Here is a 21,292-nt window from a genome sequence, read left to right on the forward strand (position 1 = left end):
TCGAAACCAAGTTCCTGCCTCCTGCGACGTCAGCCGACCCGTTGCCGGATCGCGACTGTATTCCTGAGGACTTATAATGCCGGCCTCTTGAGCATCCCGCCGGAATCCCGATGTCCCGCATTCTTCTCGCCCCGATGGAGGGTCTTGCCGATCCGCTGATGCGCGACGTGCTGACGGCGATCGGCGGCTACGACTGGGGTATCTGCGAATTCATCCGGGTAACCGAGAGTGTCCTGCCGAATCGCACTTTCCTGCGCACCTGCCCGGAGCTGCTCAACGATAGCCGGACGGCGAGCGGGACGCCGATGCGCGTTCAACTGCTCGGTTCCGATCCGCATTTTATGGCAGCCAACGCGCGGCGTGCGCTCGGGTATCGGCCGGCCGGCATCGACATCAATTTCGGTTGTCCGGCGCCGACCGTGTTCCGCCATCGTGGCGGTTCGGCGCTGCTCGGCGAGCCGCAACTGCTCTACGACATTGTCAGCGCCGTGCGCGCGGTTGTTCCGGTCGACATCCCATTTACGGCAAAAATGCGTCTCGGCATCGCGGACGATTTGCTGGCCGTCGATTGCGCCCGCGCCATCGAAGCCGGAGGTGCCGACGAATTGATTGTCCATGGCCGGACCAAGGTCGACGGCTATCGCCCGCCTGCACGCTGGGCGCAGATCGACCGCGTGCGCGCGGCGGTTAACATCCCCATCATCGCCAATGGCGAGGTGTGGACGGTCGACGATTTCCGCAAGTGCCAGCTCGAGTCGGGCTGTGCCGACATCATGATCGGCCGTGGTGCCCTGGCTGACCCGCTGCTCGCCCGGCGCCTGCGCGGTGAAGCGGTCGGCGGCTGGGACGCGCTGATTCCGTCGGTTGCCACCTATTGGCATGGTGTGCGGGAACGGGTATTACCGGTCCATGCCGGCGGCCGCCTCAAGCAGTGGCTGATGCTGCTGCGTCGCCATTATCCGCAGGCCGAATTGCTCTATCAGCGCCTGCGTCCGGTCAAGTCAGCCGAGGAAATCGACCGCCTGCTGGTCGCTGCAGGCATTATCGAAAACTTACCGCTGGCCGCCTGATGGACGGCAACTCGCGTTTCATTGCCAGCGCGCAGGACGGCCCGCACCGCGATCTGGAAAAGCTGGTGCGCCGTCACATGACGCATCCATTTCGCAAGCCGATACTCGATTACAACCGTGCCGCCTTTTCTGCCGCACTGGCTGCCCGCGATCGCTGGCGACCTAACGCACCGCTGATTGTCGACGCCGGCTGCGGCGTCGGCTGGAGCACGCAGCGCATCGCCGAGAGCTTTCCCGGACATTTCGTTTTTGGCGTCGATCAGTCGGTCGACCGCATCAGTCGTCGCAAGCCTCTGCCGCTCCCGGCCAATGCGCTGCTGGTTCGCGCCGATCTGGTCGATTTCTGGCGTCTGCTGGCCGCGAGCGACATCCGGCTGGCGCGCCATTACATCCTCTACCCGAACCCGTGGCCGAAGATCGGCCATCTGGCGCGGCGCTGGCATGGGCATGCCGTCTTTCCGACCTGGCTTCTACTGGGCGGCGAACTGGAGTGTCGCAGCAACTGGCGCATCTATATCGAGGAAATGGCGCAGGCGCTGGCCTTGCTAAGCGGACAACCGGTGGCTGCCGAGCCGTATCTGACCGATGATCCGCTGACACTGTTCGAGAAGAAATACCTCGCTTCCAGCCACTCGCTGTGGCGCTGCCGGGTCAATCTGCCATGAACGTCTGTCAAAGTTGCGGCGCCTGCTGCGCCAGCTTGCGTGTCGATTTTCATCCGGCCGAGCTGGCCAGCGGTGCCTTTGCCTGGGGGCAGGGTGTGCCGCTGGAAATGACCGTGCCGGTGACACCGGCCATCGTTCGCCTGCGCGGCACCGATGCGGCCGCGCCACGCTGCGTTGCGCTGGAAGGAACGATTGGCCAGTGCGTGCGTTGCAGAATCTACGAAGAACGCCCGTCGCCGTGCCGCGAATTCGATACCGCCCACGACGCCTGTGCGCGGGCGCGGCAGCGCCACGGTCTCCCGAAGTTATAGATACAACTCGCGAGCAAGAGGTGGTCAGTAAAAGGGATAACCAGGCGGCGTGAATCTCTGCCTGGTCGCTGGTATCAAGGCCAGTACGTAGTTTGCTGCAGGCTACTTGATCTGGGACTTGAAGTAGCTGAATGAATGGATAAATGCATCGCGGATTTTTTCCATTTCAGCGACCATCTTGTCCCAAGAATCTTCGCCAGCGGCCTTGAGTTCTTCGAGTTTGGCGACAGCCAGTGTTGACTGATGATGCAACTTGGCCATTTCAGCCTTGTACTTGTCGCGCGCATCCTCTTTTGCCTCTTGGGCCTTAGCCTCCAGTTCATCTAATTTGGTATTCAACTCGTCAAGTTGAAGTTTCATTTTTGCGGTGTATTCGTCTCTTTTTGTCATGATCTGCTCCCTTGCTATCTGAAATGGAAAGGCTTGGTTTTGAAGTGGCCTGACAATGGCGCCTGTTTGTTTCTCGCCTTCACCAGTGCTGCATAAGTATAGTCGGGAAACGAACTACTATCTGTTCGGTCGCGCACATAACGGGGCGGAAATTAACCTACCGCGGCATATTGCGCAGTTCGACAACAATCTTCGCTTATCCCCGTAATGGTCGCACAAGGCTGTGGATAAGCACGGGACAAGTGGCAGGAATCGCCGCCGAATGGGGCCGTCGCGGTCGACGCCGAAAAAACAGGCAATTTTCCCGATTCCGTCATTCGGCAAGGCGCCACATCTGCCAATAAATCCGCGTTAAAAATGTACAAGACCGGCGAGCTGGCCTTGGGGAAGCAAAAAGCAGAACCATGCAGTCGCCGCCGTTGACGTAAAATAAACATTTCCCAGAGCAAGCCTTTACGAAAGGAAGTCGCCGTGCTTGAAGCCTATCGCGCCCACGTCGCCGAACGTGCAGCCCTTGGTATCCCCCCGCTGCCCCTCTCCAAACAACAGACCATCGAACTGGTCGCCCTGCTGAAGGACCCGCCTGCAGGCGAGGAATCGGCCCTGGTCGAGCTGCTCAGCTTTCGCGTGCCGGCCGGTGTCGATGACGCTGCCAAGGTCAAGGCCGAGTTCCTGGCCAAGGTTGCCAAGAATGAAGAACCCTGCGCCAGGATCTCCAGGGAGATAGCCACCGAACTGCTCGGCACCATGCTCGGCGGTTACAACGTCAAGCCGCTGATTGACCTGCTGACCGACCCTGCCATCGGCGCCGTGGCGGCCAGGGGTCTGAAGCGCACCCTGCTGGTCTTCGACGCCTTCCACGATGTCGCCGAACTGGCCAAGGCCGGCAACGCCAATGCCCAGTCCGTGATGCAGTCCTGGGCCGACGGTGAGTGGTTTACCTCGCGTATCGATGTTCCTTCCTTCCAGACGCTGACCGTCTTCAAGGTCACCGGCGAAACCAATACCGACGACCTGTCACCGGCGCCCGACGCCTGGTCGCGTCCCGACATCCCGCTGCACGCGCTGGCCATGCTGAAGAACCCGCGGGCCGGCATCGAACCGGACGAGCCGGGCGCCCGTGGCCCGCTCAAGCAACTGGAAGCGCTGGCTGCCAAGGGCCACGTGATCGCCTACGTCGGCGATGTCGTCGGTACCGGATCATCGCGCAAATCCGCCACCAACTCGGTGCTGTGGTTCACCGGCGAGGACATTCCCTTCGTCCCCAACAAGCGTTTCGGCGGCGTCTGCCTTGGCTCCAAGATCGCTCCGATCTTCTTCAACACGATGGAAGATGCCGGCGCACTGCCGATCGAAATCGACGCCGGCCAGATGGACATGGGCGACGAGATCAACCTCACGGTTGATCGGGAAACCGGCAAGGTCACCGCCACCAAGAACGGTACCGTGATCGCCGAATCGCAGCTCAAGACCCTGGTCATCCTCGACGAAGTCCGCGCCGGTGGCCGCATTCCGCTGATCGTCGGGCGTGGCCTGACGACCAAGGCGCGCGAATTCCTTGGCCTGCCGCAGAGCACCCTGTTCCGCCTGCCGCAGGATCCGGTCGACAGCGGCAAGGGCTTCTCGCTGGCCCAGAAGATGGTCGGCCGCGCCTGCGGCCTGCCGGAAGGCAAGGGTATCCGTCCGGGCACCTATTGCGAGCCCAAGATGACCACCGTCGGTTCGCAAGACACGACCGGCCCGATGACCCGCGACGAACTCAAGGATCTGGCCTGCCTCGGCTTCTCGGCCGACCTCGTCATGCAGTCTTTCTGCCACACCGCCGCCTATCCCAAGCTGGTCGACGTCAAGACGCACCGCGAACTGCCGTCGTTCATCTCGACCCGTGGCGGCGTCTCGCTGCGCCCCGGCGACGGCATCATCCACTCCTGGCTGAACCGCCTGCTGTTGCCGGATACCGTCGGCACCGGCGGCGACTCGCACACCCGCTTCCCGATCGGCATCTCGTTCCCGGCCGGTTCCGGTCTGGTCGCCTTCGCCGCCGCCACCGGCGTCATGCCGCTCGACATGCCGGAATCGGTGCTGGTTCGCTTCAAGGGCAAGATGCAGGACGGCATCACGCTGCGCGATCTGGTCAACGCCATTCCCTACTATGCGATCAAGGCCGGCCTGCTGACAGTCGAGAAGAAGGGCAAGATCAACGTCTTCTCCGGCCGCATCCTCGAAATCGAAGGGCTGCCCGATCTCAAGATCGAGCAGGCATTCGAGCTTTCCGACGCCGCCGCCGAGCGTTCCGCCGCCGCCTGTTCGGTGCACCTCAACAAGGAGCCGATGGTCGAGTACATGAGCTCGAACATCACCCTGATGAAGTGGATGATCGCCGAAGGCTACCAGGATGCCCGCACCCTGAAGCGCCGCATCATCGCCATGGAAGACTGGATCGCCAACGGCACGCTGCTGCAGCCGGATGCCGACGCCGAATACGCGGCGGTAATCGAGATCGATCTCGCCGACGTCAAGGAACCGATCCTCGCTTGCCCGAACGACCCGGACGACGCCAAGCTGCTCTCCGAAGTCGCCGGCGACAAGATCGACGAAGTCTTCATCGGTTCGTGCATGACCAACATCGGTCACTTCCGCGCTGCCGCCAAGGTCCTCGAAGGCAAGTCGGATATCCCGACCCGCCTGTGGATTGCCCCGCCGACCAAGATGGATGCGCTGATCCTGACCGAAGAAGGCTACTACAGCATCCTCGGCAAGTCCGGCGCGCGCATGGAAATGCCGGGCTGTTCGCTGTGCATGGGCAACCAGGCGCAGATCAAGAGGGGCAGCACGGCGATCTCGACCTCGACGCGCAACTTCCCGAACCGCCTAGGCATCGACACCCGCGTCTACCTCGGTTCCGCCGAACTGGCCGCCATGTGCGCGCTGGCCGGCCGCATCGTCACGGTCGCGGAATACATGGAGCAGATCAAGCTGGTCAATGCCAAGGCAGCCGAAGTCTATCGCTACATGAACTTCGACAAGATTGCAGAATTCGTGGAAGTGGCGGAAACCGTCGAGATGTAAGTTGTGAAAATCAACGCTTTTTGAGCGTCGACCGCGCCCGTAGGAAGTGCCCTTGGGGTGCAACAAAGAGCCCCCGCCAGTTTCCCGGCGGGGGCTTTTGGCCTATGTTAGAAGAACTGCCATCCAGTCGGAGATATCAGCCGCTCAACGCGTGCGCGCCCGTCGGCAGGTCGTATCGTGCTTGCGCGGACTTCCCTGAAAAATTTTGGCAACCGCCTGCAGCACACGGTCACCTTGGTTGCGTCCGCCGGTGGCGTTGAATTTCCTAATCACCTGGAGCGTGAGGTGATCCATCAGATTCATACATATCTGCGCGTGAGGCGACAACGCCGCTTCATCTGCTACCGGCGGAGGGGGCGCCGCTTTGGGTGTTGCGTGAGGCCGGCCTTGCCGATACCGACCTGCAACTCAACTGAGATCAGACTATGGGTTCGATCAGCGCACTGCGTGGTAGGGCCAGTCCAGCAACTCTGCTCGATGTTCGCTGGCCCACTTCAACACCATCCTCATCTCCCATAGTGGCATCCGGCCTTCGACGGTTTCAAGCGTTGGAATATCAATCAGCGCTTTGAGTTCCACATAGAGAGAATAAAAATGCGGCAGATCATGTTCGGCATGAATTAATGTTTGGATCAGAATACTGAAGAAGCGGCTAATGGTAGGCATGGAATTCGAAAAGGTATAGCTGGAATTATGGTCTGATCCCTTGCTCAGGTTTGCCACCTTGCGGCCATAGTCGCCTCTGCAGCTTTAGCACCACTACAACTCAGGCAGCCAACAGGAGCTCGATTTCCGCATCGAATATTTCGTCCAGTTCATCATTTGCTGGCTGCCGTCCAACGCCAGCGGAACTGATGCCGAAACCATTCCGAACGAGTTCGAAAACGCGAACTTCCCCGAATTTCATCTGGCTCTGCCGACCACCGAGCACGCGCGCCAGGTTGCCCGCCTGGTCGCCGCGATTCTGCGCCGCCTCCACGTGCAGGCGTATCAGGTCAAGCGGTATCACGTTGGCGGGTAGCGCGGAAAGTATTGTTCGAGCTGCCTCGAACTCTCTCTCGCGAAGCGCCACCAAGGCCAGTCCGCTCCGGAATGCAGCTGGGTCCCGCGGCGCAAGAACTGCTTTCAGCCCCAGTTCGAGCGCAACCCGTGCATCTCCGAGACGGCCCAGATCAAGCAGTATCATCGCGCGCAAATGCAGGTCGTAAGTATCTTGGGGCGTCACTAGACTGCCCGAACGGTCGCTCAATAGTTCAAGCGCCTCGACATGGCGTTTTTGTTTGCGCAACACATTGGCCAAGCCGTTGACAGCGATGCGATCATTCGGCCAGCGCGCCGTGTTTTGCCGGTACTGCGTTTCCGCCGCCTCCAGTTCGCCGCGCGCCTTCAGAACGTCCGCCAGACCGTTGGCCGATACTTCGTCATTCGGCCAGCGCGCCGTGTTTTGCCGGTACTGCGTTTCCGCCGCCTCCAGTTCGCCGCGCGCCTTCAGAACGTCCGCCAGACCGTTGGCCGATACTTCGTCATTCGGCCAGCGCGCCGTGTTTTGCCGGTACTGCGTTTCCGCCGCCTCCAGTTCGCCGCGCGCCTTCAGAACGTCCGCCAGACCGCACGCCGATACTTCGTTATTCGGCCAGCGCGCCGTGTTTTGCCGGTACTGCGTTTCCGCCGCCTCCAGTTCGCCGCGCGCCTTCAGAACGTCCGCCAGACCGTTGGCCGATACTTCGTCATTCGGCCAGCGCGCCGTGTTTTGCCGGTACTGCGTTTCCGCCGCCTCCAGTTCGCCGCGCGCCTTCAGAACGTCCGCCAGACCGCACGCCGATACTTCGTTATTCGGCCAGCGCGCCGTGTTTTGCCGGTACTGCGTTTCCGCCGCCTCCAGTTCGCCGCGCGCCTTCAGAACGTCCGCCAGACCGTTGGCCGATACTTCGTTATTCGGCCAGCGCGCCGTGTTTTGCCGGTACTGCGTTTCCGCCGCCTCCAGTTCGCCGCGCGCCTTCAGAACGTCCGCCAGACCGCACGCCGATACTTCGTTATTCGGCCAGCGCGCCGTGTTTTGCCGGTACTGCGTTTCCGCCGCCTCCAGTTCGCCGCGCGCCTTCAGAACGTCCGCCAGACCGTTGGCCGATACTTCGTTATTCGGCCAGCGCGCCGTGTTTTGCCGGTACTGCGTTTCCGCCGCCTCCAGTTCGCCGCGCGCCTTCAGAACGTCCGCCAGACCGTTGGCCGATACTTCGTTATTCGGCCAGCGCGCCGTGTTTTGCCGGTACTGCGTTTCCGCCGCCTCCAGTTCGCCGCGCGCCTTCAGAACGTCCGCCAGACCGTTGGCCGATACTTCGTTATTCGGCCAGCGCGCCGTGTTTTGCCGGTACTGCGTTTCCGCCGCCTCCAGTTCGCCGCGCGCCTTCAGAACGTCCGCCAGACCGTTGGCCGATACTTCGTTATTCGGCCAGCGCGCCGTGTTTTGCCGGTACTGCGTTTCCGCCGCCTCCAGTTCGCCGCGCGCCTTCAGAACGTCCGCCAGACCGTTGGCCGATACTTCGTCGTCGTGATTCTCGCGACAGGCCTCGCGCAACAATCTTTCCGCCCATTCCAACTCGCCGAAACGTTGCACGATGGTCGCCGCATTGGCCAGAGTCTTGGCCGTATGTAGATATCGGTCTGCAAGCGGTGAGTTGCGCTGCTGTTCGAGCAATTCGTCGAGGAAACGCCGCGCAGCAGCATCGTCGCCTTCGCTCAGGCGGCGTTCGATTTCCGTTAGCGTTCGGTTGACAGCTTCCAAGCGCGCCAGACGATCAATGGATCCCCTGCGTGCAGGACGGTTGTTGTAACCCGATCCGGCCCATTCCTCGCCTTCGTGTTGCGTCATGCTGGAAACGGTTCTTTTACCGGTTGGCCACAGGTGCTCGAGCAATCTGTTGAGTAAGGTGCGAACTGCTTGCGGCGGCTGGCCGGCAATAGTTGGTGGTGAAAAAACAAGGCCGTTAATTAAGTTCCTCGCTTCGTCCGCAGCACCGCGCTGAAGAATGTCGCGCAATTTTTCTTGATCGCTGACCTGCATTGCTGCGACAAGCGCGTCCAAGTCGTCCGGCAACAGCGGCATTTCTTCGTGCGCTTTGGGTTCCAGGCCGGGCCAGGTGCGAGTCGCGACATCCTGCAACAGTTCTGGCCATTTCGCCCAAGCGGGTGACAGATAGCTGACCCAGGTGAGCGGATCGAGCGGATAGGCATTGCCTAGGCGCCACAGCGCCATCTCCAGCAGTGCTATGGCTTCGGGATGGCGTTCGATGCTCCCATGCAGAGCCCGCAATCCCTTGTCGAGACTGGACAGCGTGTCTTGCAGGTCGGCGTCGAAATCCAAGGTAGCGAGCAAGCCGTGCCAAGCTTCGAGCAATTCGGTTCGGCGCGCCGGATTCCAGTTGCGCCCCCGCTCCTCCAGCAAATCCATCCAGTAAGCGCGCAATTCGCTGCCGCTCTGTTGTTCGGCAAGGGCGCGGCGCAACTGGAAACCCACACGATTGTTGGAACTGGCAAGCACCACGTCACGCTGGAAACCAATTTCATGGAAACGCTGCAAGCCAACGAACAATTCTTCTTGGCGGGGTAGTGCTGAGGCCAACAGGAACAGGTTGAAAACGTAGGTTTCGTCTTCCAGGTAACAGCGCTCGAATGCCTGCGTGCTACCGCCAGCAATCGCCGCGCCTTCCAGCGCGGCGAGCCGTTGCTCCAGCGCATCTGTGCGCCGTTGGATCAAACGGGCCAGCAGGCGAGCGATGCGCCGCGCCAGATTGGCGTAGCGGTCGCCAGCCTCAAGCGCATCGTGGATTTGTTCCGCCGCTTCGGCATCATGCGTAGTGGCGGGCAAGCCTGCACCACTCAACAACGCTTGAAGCGCTTCTGCCTTGCCACTGTTAGCGATGTGGACTAGCTGGTCGCGCAGGATGGCCCGTGCGGCTTGAGTGATATTCATGTCAATATGGCGTGCCGTTGCAACCAGGAACGAGCCGGGATCTCCGGCGGCTGATTCTGAACAAGCGCTTGGCCGTGCTCACGTCGCCTTTTCTGGAACCACGGTGCAATGTCATGCGGCCCTCGTACGACCACTGGAATGTTGACAATCCTGCCAAAACCGATGCAGGCTTCGGCACTGATCTCACCCTTGAGCGGTGCGTGAATCAACTCGCGGACAACAGGTAGACCAGCCGCAAGCGGCATCGCTATGCCGTAGCTGGCCAGTGGTGGCGAGGGAAAGTGGAAGGCGTATGAACCGGCTTCGGCTACAGTCGGACGGTAGAGTTTGCCGGCCAACTCCGGCGAATAACGCCAAGCCAGCATCCATTCGCCTTGTTCGACATGCCCTTGCCCGGTTTTCCTGACGGCATCCGTCCAGTCGAAAACGGCGCTCAGGTCCCCGATTTCATGAGAAAACGCTGCCCACCAATGGGGCTCGCTGTTACCAAGTCCGTCGGAAATTGCTTGCGCAAACTCCTTGATCGTATCCAACCCTTTTGTTTGTAGCGCGGTGACCAGTCTATCAATATCGCTGCCGCCTGGAGTCGCGGGAAGGCGAATGCCGGTCAAGCGAACAACAGCGATCTCGAAGTCCACTTTAGCGGCCACCGAAGGCTTCATGAGACGCCTCAGGAGACTATTTACGGATGCTAGGTGCAGAAGTCGATGGTTACGCGCGGGGCGCTCTTCAAACGGTATCAGATTGCTCCGGTTTGCGTTTTCGGCATAGTCAGCGCATGGCACTGCAGCGGGAGAACGACATAGGAAGTGCGCGAAATATTCAGAGATGGCGGCGTCGAAGCCTCCACCGGAACTCCCCGACGGGAAACAACCTGCACTTACTAGATGAGCTTCCCGTTCGGCATCTACCCGCACGTCCATGCGCCAGTTTTGCGCGAGCGGTGCATGTCCGGGCATGCTGCTGCCTTGCAGCGTACCAAGCGCCGCAAGCCACGGATGGGAATTGCGAGCGCGGTCAAACAGAAAGCTCGCAGGTTGAGACGAAACCAACGGAATTGGGACCATGGGGAGTGAGCAGTTTATGCTGAGTAACGGCGACTATCGCGAGTGCTAATTGACAAAACCTGTTTTCATTATCCTATTTTCCTCAGTTAGCTGCTAGCCCCAGCCACAGTGCGCGTGAATCGATGGAAACCCTGCACCGCACCCCGCTCTGGCTTTCTTCGAAGCAGTTGAGTCGCCGTCTCCCCAGAGCCAACTTTTCGTAAATGCGGTGCCCTAAATTTCCATCGGCGCAGCTATGTGAGGGATTGTCTGGCTAGAGCCACCGAGCCGATCCTCGCTTGCCCGAACGATCCGGACGACGCCAAGCTGCTGTCCGAAGTCGCCGGTGACAAGATCGAGGAAGTCTTCATCGGTTCGTGCATGACCAACATCGGCCACTTCCGTGCCGCCGCCAAGGTCCTCGAAGGCAAGTCGGACATCCCGACCCGCCTGTGGATCGCCCCGCCGACCAAGATGGATGCGCTGATCCTGACCGAAGAAGGCTACTACAGCATCCTCGGCAAGTCCGGTGCGCGCATGGAAATGCCCGGCTGTTCGCTGTGCATGGGCAACCAGGCGCAGATCAAGAGGGGCAGCACTGCGATCTCGACCTCGACGCGCAACTTCCCGAACCGCCTCGGCATCGACACCCGCGTCTACCTCGGTTCCGCCGAACTGGCCGCCATGTGCGCGCTGGCCGGCCGCATCGTCACGGTCGCGGAATACATGGAGCAGATCAAGCTGGTCAACGCCAAGGCCGCCGAAGTCTATCGCTACATGAACTTCGACAAGATTGCGGAATTCGTGGAAGTGGCGGAAACCGTCGAGATGTAACAAGCGAAAACCGTCGCCGGACTTTTCTGGGAATTTTGGCGTCGACCGCAACAATCCACCGTCGGCTCGTTGGCAACCGGCTGGCGGCTCCGCAGGCTGCGTTTGGGTACTGCTTGCCGTGGCGCAGCAGGGACATGGCGAACTGGCGCAGGGCCAACAGGGTCTGTGGTAGATGGTCCTTTTGCGCACCCGGCGCTCGTCGTCGCGGAAGCGGACATCGAGCACCCAATGCAGGCGATTTTCCACCCGCCAGGGACGGTGTGCCGCCCAGACAAAGGTCTCGGCATTGGCGGTACCCTTCGAGCCGACGTACAACGTCCGCCAACTTCGGCCAGTGCTGCCGGATCGGGCGACCCAGCCGGGACAGGTTGCTGATCCACAACGCCTGTCGCGTCTCGATTCTCCCATGATCCTTCGCGAGCGTTTGCCATCGACTCACACACAGGGTAAGGTTTACCCGAGCCAAAGAGCAGTGATTTCGATTCGTATCAAGGAAAGAGACCTGCTGCTTTGTCACAATTTCCATCGGCTGCCAATCCGGTAGCGTCGCTGAGGAATCCCAATGGAACCAATTCACGTCTGCAACCACACCACCCAGGAAGCTCTCTACCCTTTCGATGCACGCGGCATCGCCAAGCGTTTCCGCCACGCCGCGATTTTTGGTGCGCTCGATGCGCTGATGCCGGGTGAAACGATGCGCTTCTGCAACGACCATGATCCGCTGCCGCTGCTGGCCCAGTTGCAGCAACGCTACGGCGATCGTCTGGGCATCGAGTACAAGCAGCGCGAGCCGGGCGCCATCGTGATCGACTTTACCGTTGTGAGCTGATTGCTTCATACCGCGAGCCTGACCCTCCTTGCTTTGCTGGGCAGCGCCGTTCTGGCGCTGAGTGGGGTCGGCTCGCCGCTGGCGGTGGCGCATCTGGCGTTCGCCGTCGGCATCGTGCCGCTGATCTTCGCGGCAATGAGCCATTTTGTCCCGGTCCTGACCCGTACCGGCGATCCCGGGCGCTTGGTCACACATTTGCCTGGCGCCGCCCAGTTGGCGGGCATCGTCGTCGTTGCCGCGATGCAGGGCTTGGTGCCGTACTGGCTGTTATATGTGGCTGCCGCGGTCGACCTGCTTTTGGCGGCAATTTTGCTCAACTGGATTGCTGCCCGCGTGCGTGCCACGCTCGGTTCGCCGCATCCCGGCTGGCGCTGGTACGGCGCGGCGCTCGGTTGCCTGATGCTGGCCCTGCTGGCTATTCTGCTGGAGGCGCTCTGGCCGCAGTACTGGAAACCCTTACGCCTGTTTCACCTGCACTTGAACACGCTTGGTCTGGTCGGGCTGGCGGCGCTTGGCACGCTGCCTGTGCTGCTGCCCACTGCGCTCGGCAAGCCCGATCCGGAAGCGGCCAGTTGGCTGCGTCGCCGTCTGTGGCTGGCGGTGGGTGGGGCGCTGGTCATCGCTAGCGGTGTCGCTGTGATGTGGCCATTTGCCATGCCGGGCGCCGCGCTGATGCTGGTTGCCACGATCGGCCTGGCCGGCCAGTGGGTGCGACGTTTCGGAATGCGCAGCCTGCTGGGCGACGGCGTCGCCGTTTCCTTGCTCGGCGCGACAATCGGTCTGCTGATCACGCTGGGCGCCGGACTGGCGCACGGTGCCGGTTTGATGCCGGGACGGCCGACCCTGCTCGCCTGGGGCGTCGGCTTCCTGCTGCCACTGGTGACCGGAGCGCTCAGCCAACTGCTGCCGGTATGGCGCTGGCCGGGGCCGAGCATTCCGGCGCGCCAGATCATGCGCCAGAAACTGGCCGCCACCGGCGGCTGGCGGACAGCGTTGTTTATCGCTGCGGCGCTGGCGCTGCTTGGTGGTTTGAATGAGCTTGGCGGAGCGCTGCTGGCCGGCGGATTGCTGCTGCTCGCCAGCGGGCTGGTGCAGGCTATGCGTGTCTCCCGGTCAACGCGGTAAAATCACTTTTTTCGTATTTCAGGGCTTCGCCATGCATTACATTTCGACCCGCGGCCACGCCGTGCCCCAGTCTTTCTGCGACATCCTGCTCGGCGGGCTGGCCCCGGATGGTGGCCTTTACCTGCCTGAAACCTATCCGCAGATCGGCCGGGCCGAACTCGATACCTGGCGCAAGCTGGCGTACGCCGATCTGGCCTACGCGATCCTGTCACGTTTCATCACCGACATTCCGGCGGCCGACCTCAAGGCGCTGGTCGCCAAAACCTACACGGCGCAGGTCTATTGCCATACCCGCAACGGTGGCGATGCGGCGCAGATCACACCGCTGACCCGGCTCGAAGACCGCTTGTACACGCAGGAACTGTCCAATGGCCCGACCCTGGCCTTCAAGGACATGGCGATGCAGTTGCTCGGCAACCTGTTCGAGTATGTGCTGGACAAACGCGGTGAGTCGATCAACATCCTCGGCGCCACCTCGGGCGACACCGGCTCGGCGGCCGAATACGCCATGCGCGGCAAGCACAATGTCAAGGTCTTCATGCTGTCACCGGACGGCAAGATGAGCGCCTTCCAGCGCGCCCAGATGTATTCGCTGCAGGACGCCAATATCTTCAACATTGCCGTCACCGCCATGTTCGACGACGCGCAGGACATCGTCAAAGCGGTTTCCAACGATGCCGAATTCAAGGCCAGGTACAAGATTGGTGCCGTCAATTCGATCAACTGGGCGCGCGTCGCCGCGCAGATCGTCTATTACTTCCAGGGCTATTTCCTGGCGACGAAATCGAATGACGAGCAGGTCGCCTTCGCTGTACCGTCCGGCAACTTCGGCAACATCTGCGCCGGCCATATCGCGCGCCAGATGGGGCTGCCGATTGCCCGTCTGGTACTGGCCACCAATGAGAACGACGTACTCGACGAGTTCTTCCGCAGCGGCGTCTATAGGCCGCGCACCTCGGTCGAAACCAGCATCACGTCCAGCCCGTCGATGGATATTTCCAAGGCTTCCAACTTCGAGCGCTTCGTGTTCGATCTGGTCGGCCGCGATCCGGCCGTTGTTGCCGAATTGTGGGCCAAGGTGGATAAGGGGCAGGCTTTCGACCTGTCTGCTACGGTCTACTGGAAAAACCTGCCGAATTTTGCCTTCGTTTCCGGCAAGAGCACGCACAACGACCGCATCAAGACTATCCGCTTCGCGCAGGGTCGCTACAACGTGATGCTCGACACCCACACCGCCGATGGCCTGAAGGTGGCGCTCGAACATCGTCTACCCAACATCCCGATGATCGTCCTCGAAACGGCCCAGCCGGCCAAGTTCGAGGAAACCATCCGCGAGGCCCTGGGCACCGAGCCGGTGCGTCCGGCCGACCTCAAGGGTATCGAGAACCTGCCGCAACGCGTGGTCGTCATGGCGCCGGATGTCGCTGCGATCAAGCAGTTTATCGTCGAGCACGTGTGAGTTTCGATTACGAAGCCTTCTGGTCGGCCCGCTATCGCGATGCGGGTGATGACTACCTGTTCGGCACGGCGCCCAACAAGTTTCTCGCCGCGCAGAGCGAATATTTCGGAGCTGGCGTGAATGTGCTGTCGGTAGCCGATGGCGAAGGGCGGAATTCGGTGTGGCTGGCCGAGCAGGGCTGCACTGTTACGGCGACCGAAATTTCGCCGGTGGCGCTGAAAAAAGCGGCGAAGCTGGCGCGCGTGCGACATGTCGCGGTCGACTTCATTGAGACCGATATTTTTGACTGGGACTGGCCGAACGAAGCGTTCGATGCTGTAGTTGGCATTTTCATCCAGTTCGCTGGGCCAGCCGAGCGGCCGCGGCAGATTGCCGGCATGCAGCAGGCGGTCAAACCCGGTGCTTTGCTGTTCCTGCAAGGCTATACCCCGAAACAGCTGGAATACCGAACCGGCGGCCCATCGGCTGTGGAAAACCTCTATACCGAGCCGTTGCTGCGTGAATTATTTTCGGAATGGGAGATCGTGCTGCTAAGAGAGCACGAAGATCTGATCGACGAGGGCAATGCGCACAGCGGACATTCGGCCCTGATCGACCTGATCGCGCGCAAGCCTGCTGCTACAGGTAGATGACCGCCGGAAAAACGGTAACGGCGAGTACCAGAACGAGCCATTCGAGGTTGTTACGGGCAAGGAAGCCCGTGAAATGCAGAATCAGAACCAGAATCGCAACCACGTAAAACAGTGCAAACAGCATTCGAGCCCCCATCAAGAATTGACGTTTTCCGCCAGTCGTTACCGATTATGACCAAAAATCCCGGCAGCGCATAGTCCGTCAGGCTAATCCATGAAGCGCATTGACAGGTCGAGCGCCTTGACGTCCTTGGTCAGCGCGCCAACCGAAATGCGGTCGATGCCGGTTTCGGCGATACCACGGATGGTTTCGAGCGTGACGTTGCCCGATGCCTCGAGTATCGCGCGACCGGCATTGATCGCGGCGGCCTCGCGCAGCGTGGCGAGCGTGAAATTGTCGAGCAGGACCATCGTCGCGCCGGCATCGAGCGCGACGCGCAGTTCGGCGAGCGATTCGACCTCGATCTGGATGAACCTGCAGCGGTCGCCAGCCTGTCCGGCAACCCGCCGTGCCGCAGCCAGGACTTCCGCGATTCCCCCGGCGGCATGGATATGGTTCTCCTTGATCAGGATCGCGTCCCACAGCGCCAGGCGGTGATTGCCGCCGCCGCCGCAGCGCACGGCGTATTTCTGGGCGATGCGCAGTCCGGGCAGCGTTTTGCGGGTGTCGACGACCTGTGCGCCGCTGTTGGCGATCGCGTCGGCGTAGATACGAGCCTTGCTGGCCACCGCTGACAACAGTTGCAGGAAGTTCAGCGCGCTGCGTTCGGCCGAAAGCAACGCGCGGGCATTGGCGCGGATCTGGCAAAGCAGTTGATCGGGTGCGATGCGCTCGCCATCGGCGGCGCGCCAGACGATCTCGGCGGCCGGGTCGAGACCCTTGACGCAGCCTTCGAACCAGGCGCGGCCACAGAGCACGCCGGCTTCGCGCGAAATCACCGTGGCCCGCGAAACATGCCCACCCGGAACCAGACTGGCGGTCAGGTCGCCGGGACCGATATCCTCGGCGAGGGCGGCATCCACATTGCGGGCGATTTCGGCGGCGAGGAGATGATCGATTTCGATGGACATGAGGGCGGCCACAAGGCATGCTGGAGAAACGATTGTACCGTCCGAAGGCGTGCCATGTCCGAGTTAGCCAGCGTTTTTCGTGTCAGCGTCGGCGTTCTGGTAGCGCTGCTGGTTGTCCTGTTCATAGTCTATTGGTTTATCCGGGACATCACGCAGAAGCGCCACACGGTGTTGCGCAATTTTCCGGTCATCGGCCATCTACGTTTCTTCTTCGAGAATCTCGGCGAGTATTTCCGGCAATACCTTTTCCTCAACGACCGCGAGGAAATGCCCTACAACCGCGCAACGCGGGCCTGGGTCTATCGCCTGGCAAAGAACGAGGCCGGGATTCTCGGTTTCGGCTCGACTTATGAACTGTCGCAGCCGGGGGCGCTGGTCTTCGTCAATGCCGCATTCCCGGTCCTCGACAACGAGTTCGTGCCGACGCCGCCGCTGATCATCGGCGAAGGCTGGTGCGACACTCCTTTCGCCGCCCGGTCCGTCATCAACATCAGCGGCATGAGCTACGGCGCCATTTCGCAACCGGCGGTGCGGGCATTGTCGCGCGGTGCCGGGCAGGCCGGCTGCTACATGGATACCGGCGAAGGCGGACTCAGCCCCTACCATCTGGAGGGCGGCTGCGATCTGATCTACCAGATTGGCACGGCCAAGTACGGGGTGCGCGACGCCAGTGGCCGGCTCGATCCGGAAAAGCTGCGCCAAGTGGCCGCGCAGGAAAACGTTCGGGCTTTTGAAATCAAGCTTTCACAGGGCGCCAAACCCGGCAAGGGCGGCGTCCTGCCGGCGGCCAAGGTGACCGAGGAAATCGCCCGCATCCGCGGCATTCCGTTTGGCAAGGATTCGCTGTCACCCAATCGCCATCCGGAAATCGGCAACATGGACGAATTGCTTGACATGGTCGTGCGGGTACGCGAAATCACCGGCAAACCGGTTGGCATCAAGACGGCGATCGGTGGCTGGCAGTTCATGCATCAACTGGTCGACGCCATCCACCGGCGCGGCCTGGGCAGCGCACCGGATTTCCTGACCGTCGACGGTGGCGAAGGCGGTTCAGGCGCGGCCCCGCAGGCCCTTGCCGACCACATGGCGATGTCGATCAAAGAAGCCCTGCCGCTTGTCGTCGACGCCCTGATCGAGAGCGGATTGCGCGAACGGATCAAGGTCATCGCTTCCGGAAAACTGGTGACGCCGGCCAAGGTCGCCTGGGCGCTGGCCTGCGGCGCCGACTGCATCAATACCGCACGCGGCTACATGTTCTCGCTCGGTTGCATTCAGGCACTGCGCTGCCACCAGAATTCCTGCCCGACGGGCATCGCGACCCATTTGCCACGTCTGCAGCGCGGTCTGGTGGTCGAGGACAAGGCCGAGCGGGTTGCCGCCTACACGCGGAACCTGAACAAGGAGGTCGAAATGATCGCTCACGCCTGCGGCCTCCGGCATGCACGGGAATTTCGTCGCGAGCACGCGCGCGTCGTCCAGCCCGACGGCAAGAGCGTCGCTCTCAACATGCTTTATCCGTACCCGCCCACTCGTTGAACAGCACGCGCGCGGCATCGATGACCTCGCCGGCGGTCAGGCCGATCGGCCCGACCCCGCTGGTGACCAGCCGGTCCGCCGCCGCGCCATGCAGATGGACGCCGGCGAGGAGGGCGGCTTCCGCTGGCCAGCCCTGGGCGAGGAGGGCGACGATCATGCCGCTGAGGACGTCGCCCATGCCGGCCGTCGCCATTCCCGGGTTGCCTGTGGAATTGATCCACCAGCGGCCGTCGACTGTGGCAATCACCGTCCCGCAGCCTTTCAGGGCGATGTGGCTGCAATAGCGCTCGGCCAGTTCGCAGGCGGCGCGGACGCGGTCGCCCTGGATCTCGCGGATTGGGCAATCGAGCAGGCGGGCAGCTTCGGCCGGGTGCGGGGTCAGAATGGCGGGGTCGACACGGTTGTGAAGGTGGCCCGCAATGCGTCCGTTGTCAGCCAGCAGATTCAGCGCGTCGGCGTCGAGAAGTAGCTGGACGGGCGCCTTGAGCGATTGCTCGAGGAGGCGGAGTGCCTCCGCCGAGCGGCCCATGCCGGGGCCGCAGGCGAGCGCCTGGAGGTCGCTCTGCAGCAGCGTGTCGGCACGGCGCATCATCAATTCGGGCTGGACGAGATCGACCGCTGGCGCATCCGCATCGAGCAGGCCGAGGTAGATGCGGCCGGCGCCAAGCTTGAGTGCGGCACGACCGGCCAGGAAAGCGGCGCCGACCATGGACTTGCCGCCACCGAGGATGCCGGCGCTGCCAAAACTGCCCTTGTGGGTGTTCAGGCGCCGCGGTTTCAGGTGCGCGGCAAAGTCGGCGAGAGCGACGACGTGCCCGTCGGCGTCGACTTCGGCGGCGAGATGCAGGTCAAGCCTGGCAACGCGGATCTCCCCGCAATGATCCGGGCCGTCCGCGGTCAGCAGCCCGGGTTTGGCGCCGATGAAGGTCAGCGTATGGCTGGCGTGGATGCACGGACTGAAGGCCCGGCCGCTGTCGGCATCGAGGCCGGAAGGGCAGTCAAGAGCGAGCAACGGGCAGACGTCGCGCCCGGCAAGCTGGTTGGCGGTCGCGATCCAGTCAGCGTAACGGCCATCTGGCGCACGAGTGAGGCCGATGCCGAACAGCCCGTCGATGATCAGCGCCCAGCGGCCGTCGCCCGGAATCGTCGGCAGAGTGATGCCGCCGGCTCCGATGAATTGCCGATGGGCGGCTGCCGCATCGGCGGGCAGGTGCCCGGGATCGCCCGCAAACACGACGCAGGTCTTGAAAAAGCGTTCGCGCAGCAGGCGCGCGGCGACGAAGGCGTCGCCACCGTTGTTGCCCGGGCCGGCGAGAATCAGGATCGGCACATCGCTTTCCAGCGCCAAGGCAGAAGCCCAGTCCGCGGCGGCCGCGCCGGCTCGTTCCATGAGGGGTTCGCCGGCGTGAGCGGCTTCGATTTGGCGCAGCCTGGCGCTGTGGTAAAGGTTGGTGTCCATCGGGAAATTTTATCCCCAAATCCGGCGGGCGAGCCGCAGCGTTGATGCGTGGATGGCGACGGTGTCGGCGATCTGCCGGGCATAACCGCCGGCCATGGCGATGGCGACCGGGATCGCATTCATCCGGCAGCGCGAGAGCACCCGACGGTCGCGCTCGGCGAGGCCGGCGAAGCTCAGCGCGAGGCGGCCGAGGCGGTCGTCGCGGTAAGGATCGGCGCCGGCAAGGTAGATGACGAGGTCGGGCCGGGCCCGGTCGAAGGCGGTATCCAGACCTTCCGCAAGGCGGGTCAGATAGGCGTCGTCGGTGCAGCCGTCGGGCAACTCGATGTCGAGGTCGCTGGCTTCCTTGGTGAACGGAAAGTTGCGGGCGCCGTGGATCGAGAAAGTGAAGACGCGGTCGTCGCCGGCAAGGATGCTGGCGGTCCCGTTGCCCTGATGGACGTCGCAATCGACGATCAGCACCCGCTCGGCGCGACCTTCGGCCTGCATGGCGCGAGCGGCGACGGCGGCATCGTTGAAGACGCAGAATCCCTCGCCGCGATCGCGGAAGGCATGGTGGGTGCCGCCGGCCAGGTTGGCCGACACGGCGCCGCCGCGCAGGGCCGAACGACAGGCCGAGATCGTTGCGCCGGCGGAGCGCCGCGAGCGTTCGACCATGCCCGGGCTCCATGGAAAGCCGATGGCTTTTTGGGCCTTTTCCGGCAGTTGACCGCAACAGACCTGCCGGATGTATTCGGGATCGTGGGCGCGCGCCAGCTCCTCGTCGCTGGCGGCATGCGGCAGGTGAAAGTCGCTCTCGGCGAACTCACCGGTGGCGAGCAGTTCGGCGCGTAAGCGAACGTACTTTTCCATCGGGAAACGATGGCCTGCCGGCAGGGGCAGGACAAAGACGTCGGTGTAGAAAAGATCCACCGCCGAGGTACGCGCGGTTCAGTTCAGCGCGGCGGACAGCTTGCGGCGGAATTCGCGAACCAGGTCGTCGTACTGTTCGCTGCCGGCAAGGGCCTCGAAGATTTGCAGCAGCGCCTTGCGACCGGCGCCTTCGTCGAAGAAACGGTCACGGATGACAACCTCAAGCGCATTTTCGAGCGCTTCGCGAAAGCGGTTCTGGCCGGCGTAGGCGCGCGCCAGTTCGAGGCGGGTGGCGTGATCGGCCGGGTCGGCGGCAAGCCTGGACTCCAGTTCGCCGGTGTCGGCAGCGCCAGCGGCCAGCGCCAGACGGGCGCGCAGCGCATTGGCGCGCCCGGCTTCGAGGGTGAATTCGCTGGCGAGCAACTGTCCGGCCTCGTCGTTACGTCCGAGTTGCAGCAGGACATCGATGGCATCGAGACGCAGCGCCTCGTCATCCGGCCTTTCCCGGCTGGCTTCCGAGAGCCTGGCCAGCGCCTCATCGAGACTGCCCTCGGCGACCAGGGCGGCAGCCTCCTCGCGCGGGTTGCCGCCGGCAGCGGGCAGGGCGATGCGGTCGAGGAAGGCGCGGATCTGGCCTTCCGGCAACGCGCCATTGAACTCGTCGACCAGTTGTCCCTGAAAAAGCACCTTGACCGAAGGAATGCTGCGCACGCCGAAATGCTGCGCCAGCTCCGGATTCTGGTCGGAATCGACCTTGGCCAGCAGGAAGCGGCCGGCATACTCCTCAGCGAGCTTTTCGAGCATCGGCTTCAGCGTCTTGCACGGTTCGCACCATGGCGCCCAGAAATCGATGACCACAGGTACCTGCGACGAGGGCTCGATGACCTTGGCTTCGAATTCTTCGATGGAGACGTCAAAGGAAAATTGGGGCATGGGGAAAGGCCAGTCAATAAAGAAAGGGGAATTATAGATTA

The 21,292-nt window shown here is 62.3% G+C and carries 19 protein-coding genes and 1 pseudogene; 10 read left to right on the forward strand and 10 right to left on the reverse strand.

What is annotated here, in order from left to right; genetic code table 11:
• Window positions 1-110 precede the first annotated feature (110 nt).
• From IPP03_22000 to IPP03_22010, 3 genes are read left to right on the forward strand one after another with little or no spacing between them, the layout of a single operon-like run.
• On the forward strand, window positions 111-1,070 hold the full coding sequence (locus IPP03_22000; protein ID MBL0355176.1) for a tRNA-dihydrouridine synthase family protein: 960 nt from the start codon (window positions 111-113) through the stop codon (window positions 1,068-1,070).
• Window positions 1,070-1,735 carry an SAM-dependent methyltransferase gene (locus IPP03_22005; GenBank protein ID MBL0355177.1) on the forward strand — a complete coding sequence of 222 codons (666 nt, stop codon included), beginning with the start codon at window positions 1,070-1,072 and terminating at the stop codon, window positions 1,733-1,735. Before IPP03_22000 ends, IPP03_22005 begins: the two co-directional genes overlap by 1 nt.
• Window positions 1,732-2,046 (forward strand): YkgJ family cysteine cluster protein, encoded by a 315-nt coding sequence (locus tag IPP03_22010; GenBank protein ID MBL0355178.1) that lies wholly within the window; start codon window positions 1,732-1,734, stop codon window positions 2,044-2,046. The genes IPP03_22005 and IPP03_22010 overlap by 4 nt, the downstream gene beginning before the upstream one ends.
• Window positions 2,047-2,148: 102 nt before the next feature.
• Here IPP03_22010 and IPP03_22015 read toward each other — a convergent pair whose 3' ends face one another.
• Window positions 2,149-2,436 (reverse strand): hypothetical protein, encoded by a 288-nt coding sequence (locus IPP03_22015; GenBank protein ID MBL0355179.1) that lies wholly within the window; start codon window positions 2,434-2,436, stop codon window positions 2,149-2,151.
• 471 nt (window positions 2,437-2,907) lie between these two features.
• On the opposite strand from IPP03_22015, the gene acnB reads away from it, so the two are divergent.
• Entirely contained in the window at window positions 2,908-5,505 is a 2,598-nt protein-coding gene (acnB, locus tag IPP03_22020) for a bifunctional aconitate hydratase 2/2-methylisocitrate dehydratase (GenBank protein ID MBL0355180.1), read from the forward strand.
• 144 nt (window positions 5,506-5,649) lie between these two features.
• On the opposite strand, the gene IPP03_22025 is transcribed toward acnB, so the two are convergent.
• The 4 genes from IPP03_22025 to IPP03_22040 form a co-directional block, all read right to left on the reverse strand.
• Entirely contained in the window at window positions 5,650-5,808 is a 159-nt protein-coding gene (locus tag IPP03_22025; protein MBL0355181.1) for a diguanylate cyclase, read from the reverse strand.
• A gap of 132 nt (window positions 5,809-5,940) precedes the next feature.
• Window positions 5,941-6,171, reverse strand: coding sequence for a DUF4160 domain-containing protein (locus IPP03_22030; protein MBL0355182.1), 231 nt, complete (start codon window positions 6,169-6,171; stop codon window positions 5,941-5,943).
• A gap of 100 nt (window positions 6,172-6,271) precedes the next feature.
• The gene (locus IPP03_22035; protein MBL0355183.1) at window positions 6,272-9,475 is read right to left on the reverse strand and encodes a tetratricopeptide repeat protein; all 3,204 of its coding nucleotides are present in this window, start codon (window positions 9,473-9,475) and stop codon (window positions 6,272-6,274) included.
• Window positions 9,472-10,137: a hypothetical protein gene (locus IPP03_22040; protein MBL0355184.1), complete on the reverse strand. Its 666-nt coding sequence runs from the start codon at window positions 10,135-10,137 to the stop codon at window positions 9,472-9,474. The genes IPP03_22035 and IPP03_22040 overlap by 4 nt, the downstream gene beginning before the upstream one ends.
• Window positions 10,138-10,806: 669 nt before the next feature.
• On the opposite strand from IPP03_22040, the pseudogene IPP03_22045 reads away from it, so the two are divergent.
• The 5 genes and pseudogenes from IPP03_22045 to IPP03_22065 all read left to right on the forward strand — a co-directional run bounded on the left by IPP03_22045 (window position 10,807) and on the right by IPP03_22065 (window position 15,400).
• A pseudogene (locus tag IPP03_22045) lies at window positions 10,807-11,355 on the forward strand (aconitate hydratase B).
• Between the two features lie 562 nt (window positions 11,356-11,917).
• Window positions 11,918-12,184 (forward strand): DUF2249 domain-containing protein, encoded by a 267-nt coding sequence (locus IPP03_22050; GenBank protein MBL0355185.1) that lies wholly within the window; start codon window positions 11,918-11,920, stop codon window positions 12,182-12,184.
• Entirely contained in the window at window positions 12,185-13,309 is a 1,125-nt protein-coding gene (locus IPP03_22055) for a hypothetical protein (protein ID MBL0355186.1), read from the forward strand. It abuts the gene before it with no gap.
• Window positions 13,310-13,340: 31 nt separating this feature from the next.
• The gene (locus IPP03_22060) at window positions 13,341-14,768 is read left to right on the forward strand and encodes a threonine synthase (protein ID MBL0355187.1); all 1,428 of its coding nucleotides are present in this window, start codon (window positions 13,341-13,343) and stop codon (window positions 14,766-14,768) included.
• Window positions 14,765-15,400 carry a class I SAM-dependent methyltransferase gene (locus tag IPP03_22065; protein MBL0355188.1) on the forward strand — a complete coding sequence of 212 codons (636 nt, stop codon included), beginning with the start codon at window positions 14,765-14,767 and terminating at the stop codon, window positions 15,398-15,400. The genes IPP03_22060 and IPP03_22065 overlap by 4 nt, the downstream gene beginning before the upstream one ends.
• Here the strand turns inward: IPP03_22065 and IPP03_22070 are convergent.
• Entirely contained in the window at window positions 15,387-15,524 is a 138-nt protein-coding gene (locus IPP03_22070) for a hypothetical protein (protein ID MBL0355189.1), read from the reverse strand. The genes IPP03_22065 and IPP03_22070 overlap by 14 nt on opposite strands.
• Before the next feature lie 83 nt (window positions 15,525-15,607).
• On the reverse strand, window positions 15,608-16,471 hold the full coding sequence (nadC, locus tag IPP03_22075) for a carboxylating nicotinate-nucleotide diphosphorylase (protein MBL0355190.1): 864 nt from the start codon (window positions 16,469-16,471) through the stop codon (window positions 15,608-15,610).
• A gap of 54 nt (window positions 16,472-16,525) precedes the next feature.
• Here nadC and IPP03_22080 point away from each other — a divergent pair, with 54 nt between their 5' ends.
• A complete protein-coding gene (locus IPP03_22080) occupies window positions 16,526-18,007 on the forward strand; it encodes an FMN-binding glutamate synthase family protein (protein ID MBL0355191.1) in 1,482 nt (493 codons plus the stop codon).
• Here IPP03_22080 and IPP03_22085 read toward each other — a convergent pair.
• Genes IPP03_22085 through IPP03_22095 form a run of 3 tightly spaced genes read right to left on the reverse strand, consistent with a single transcriptional unit; the run spans window position 17,973 to window position 21,251 of the window.
• A complete protein-coding gene (locus IPP03_22085) occupies window positions 17,973-19,466 on the reverse strand; it encodes an NAD(P)H-hydrate dehydratase (protein MBL0355192.1) in 1,494 nt (497 codons plus the stop codon). The two genes, IPP03_22080 and IPP03_22085, sit on opposite strands and share 35 nt — an antisense overlap.
• A 9-nt stretch (window positions 19,467-19,475) precedes the next feature.
• The gene (locus tag IPP03_22090) at window positions 19,476-20,378 is read right to left on the reverse strand and encodes a histone deacetylase (GenBank protein ID MBL0355193.1); all 903 of its coding nucleotides are present in this window, start codon (window positions 20,376-20,378) and stop codon (window positions 19,476-19,478) included.
• Between the two features lie 18 nt (window positions 20,379-20,396).
• On the reverse strand, window positions 20,397-21,251 hold the full coding sequence (locus tag IPP03_22095; protein ID MBL0355194.1) for a tetratricopeptide repeat protein: 855 nt from the start codon (window positions 21,249-21,251) through the stop codon (window positions 20,397-20,399).
• Window positions 21,252-21,292 lie beyond the last annotated feature (41 nt).

It is taken from the genome of Candidatus Dechloromonas phosphoritropha (assembly GCA_016722705.1).
Lineage (GTDB): Bacteria > Pseudomonadota > Gammaproteobacteria > Burkholderiales > Rhodocyclaceae > Azonexus > Azonexus phosphoritrophus.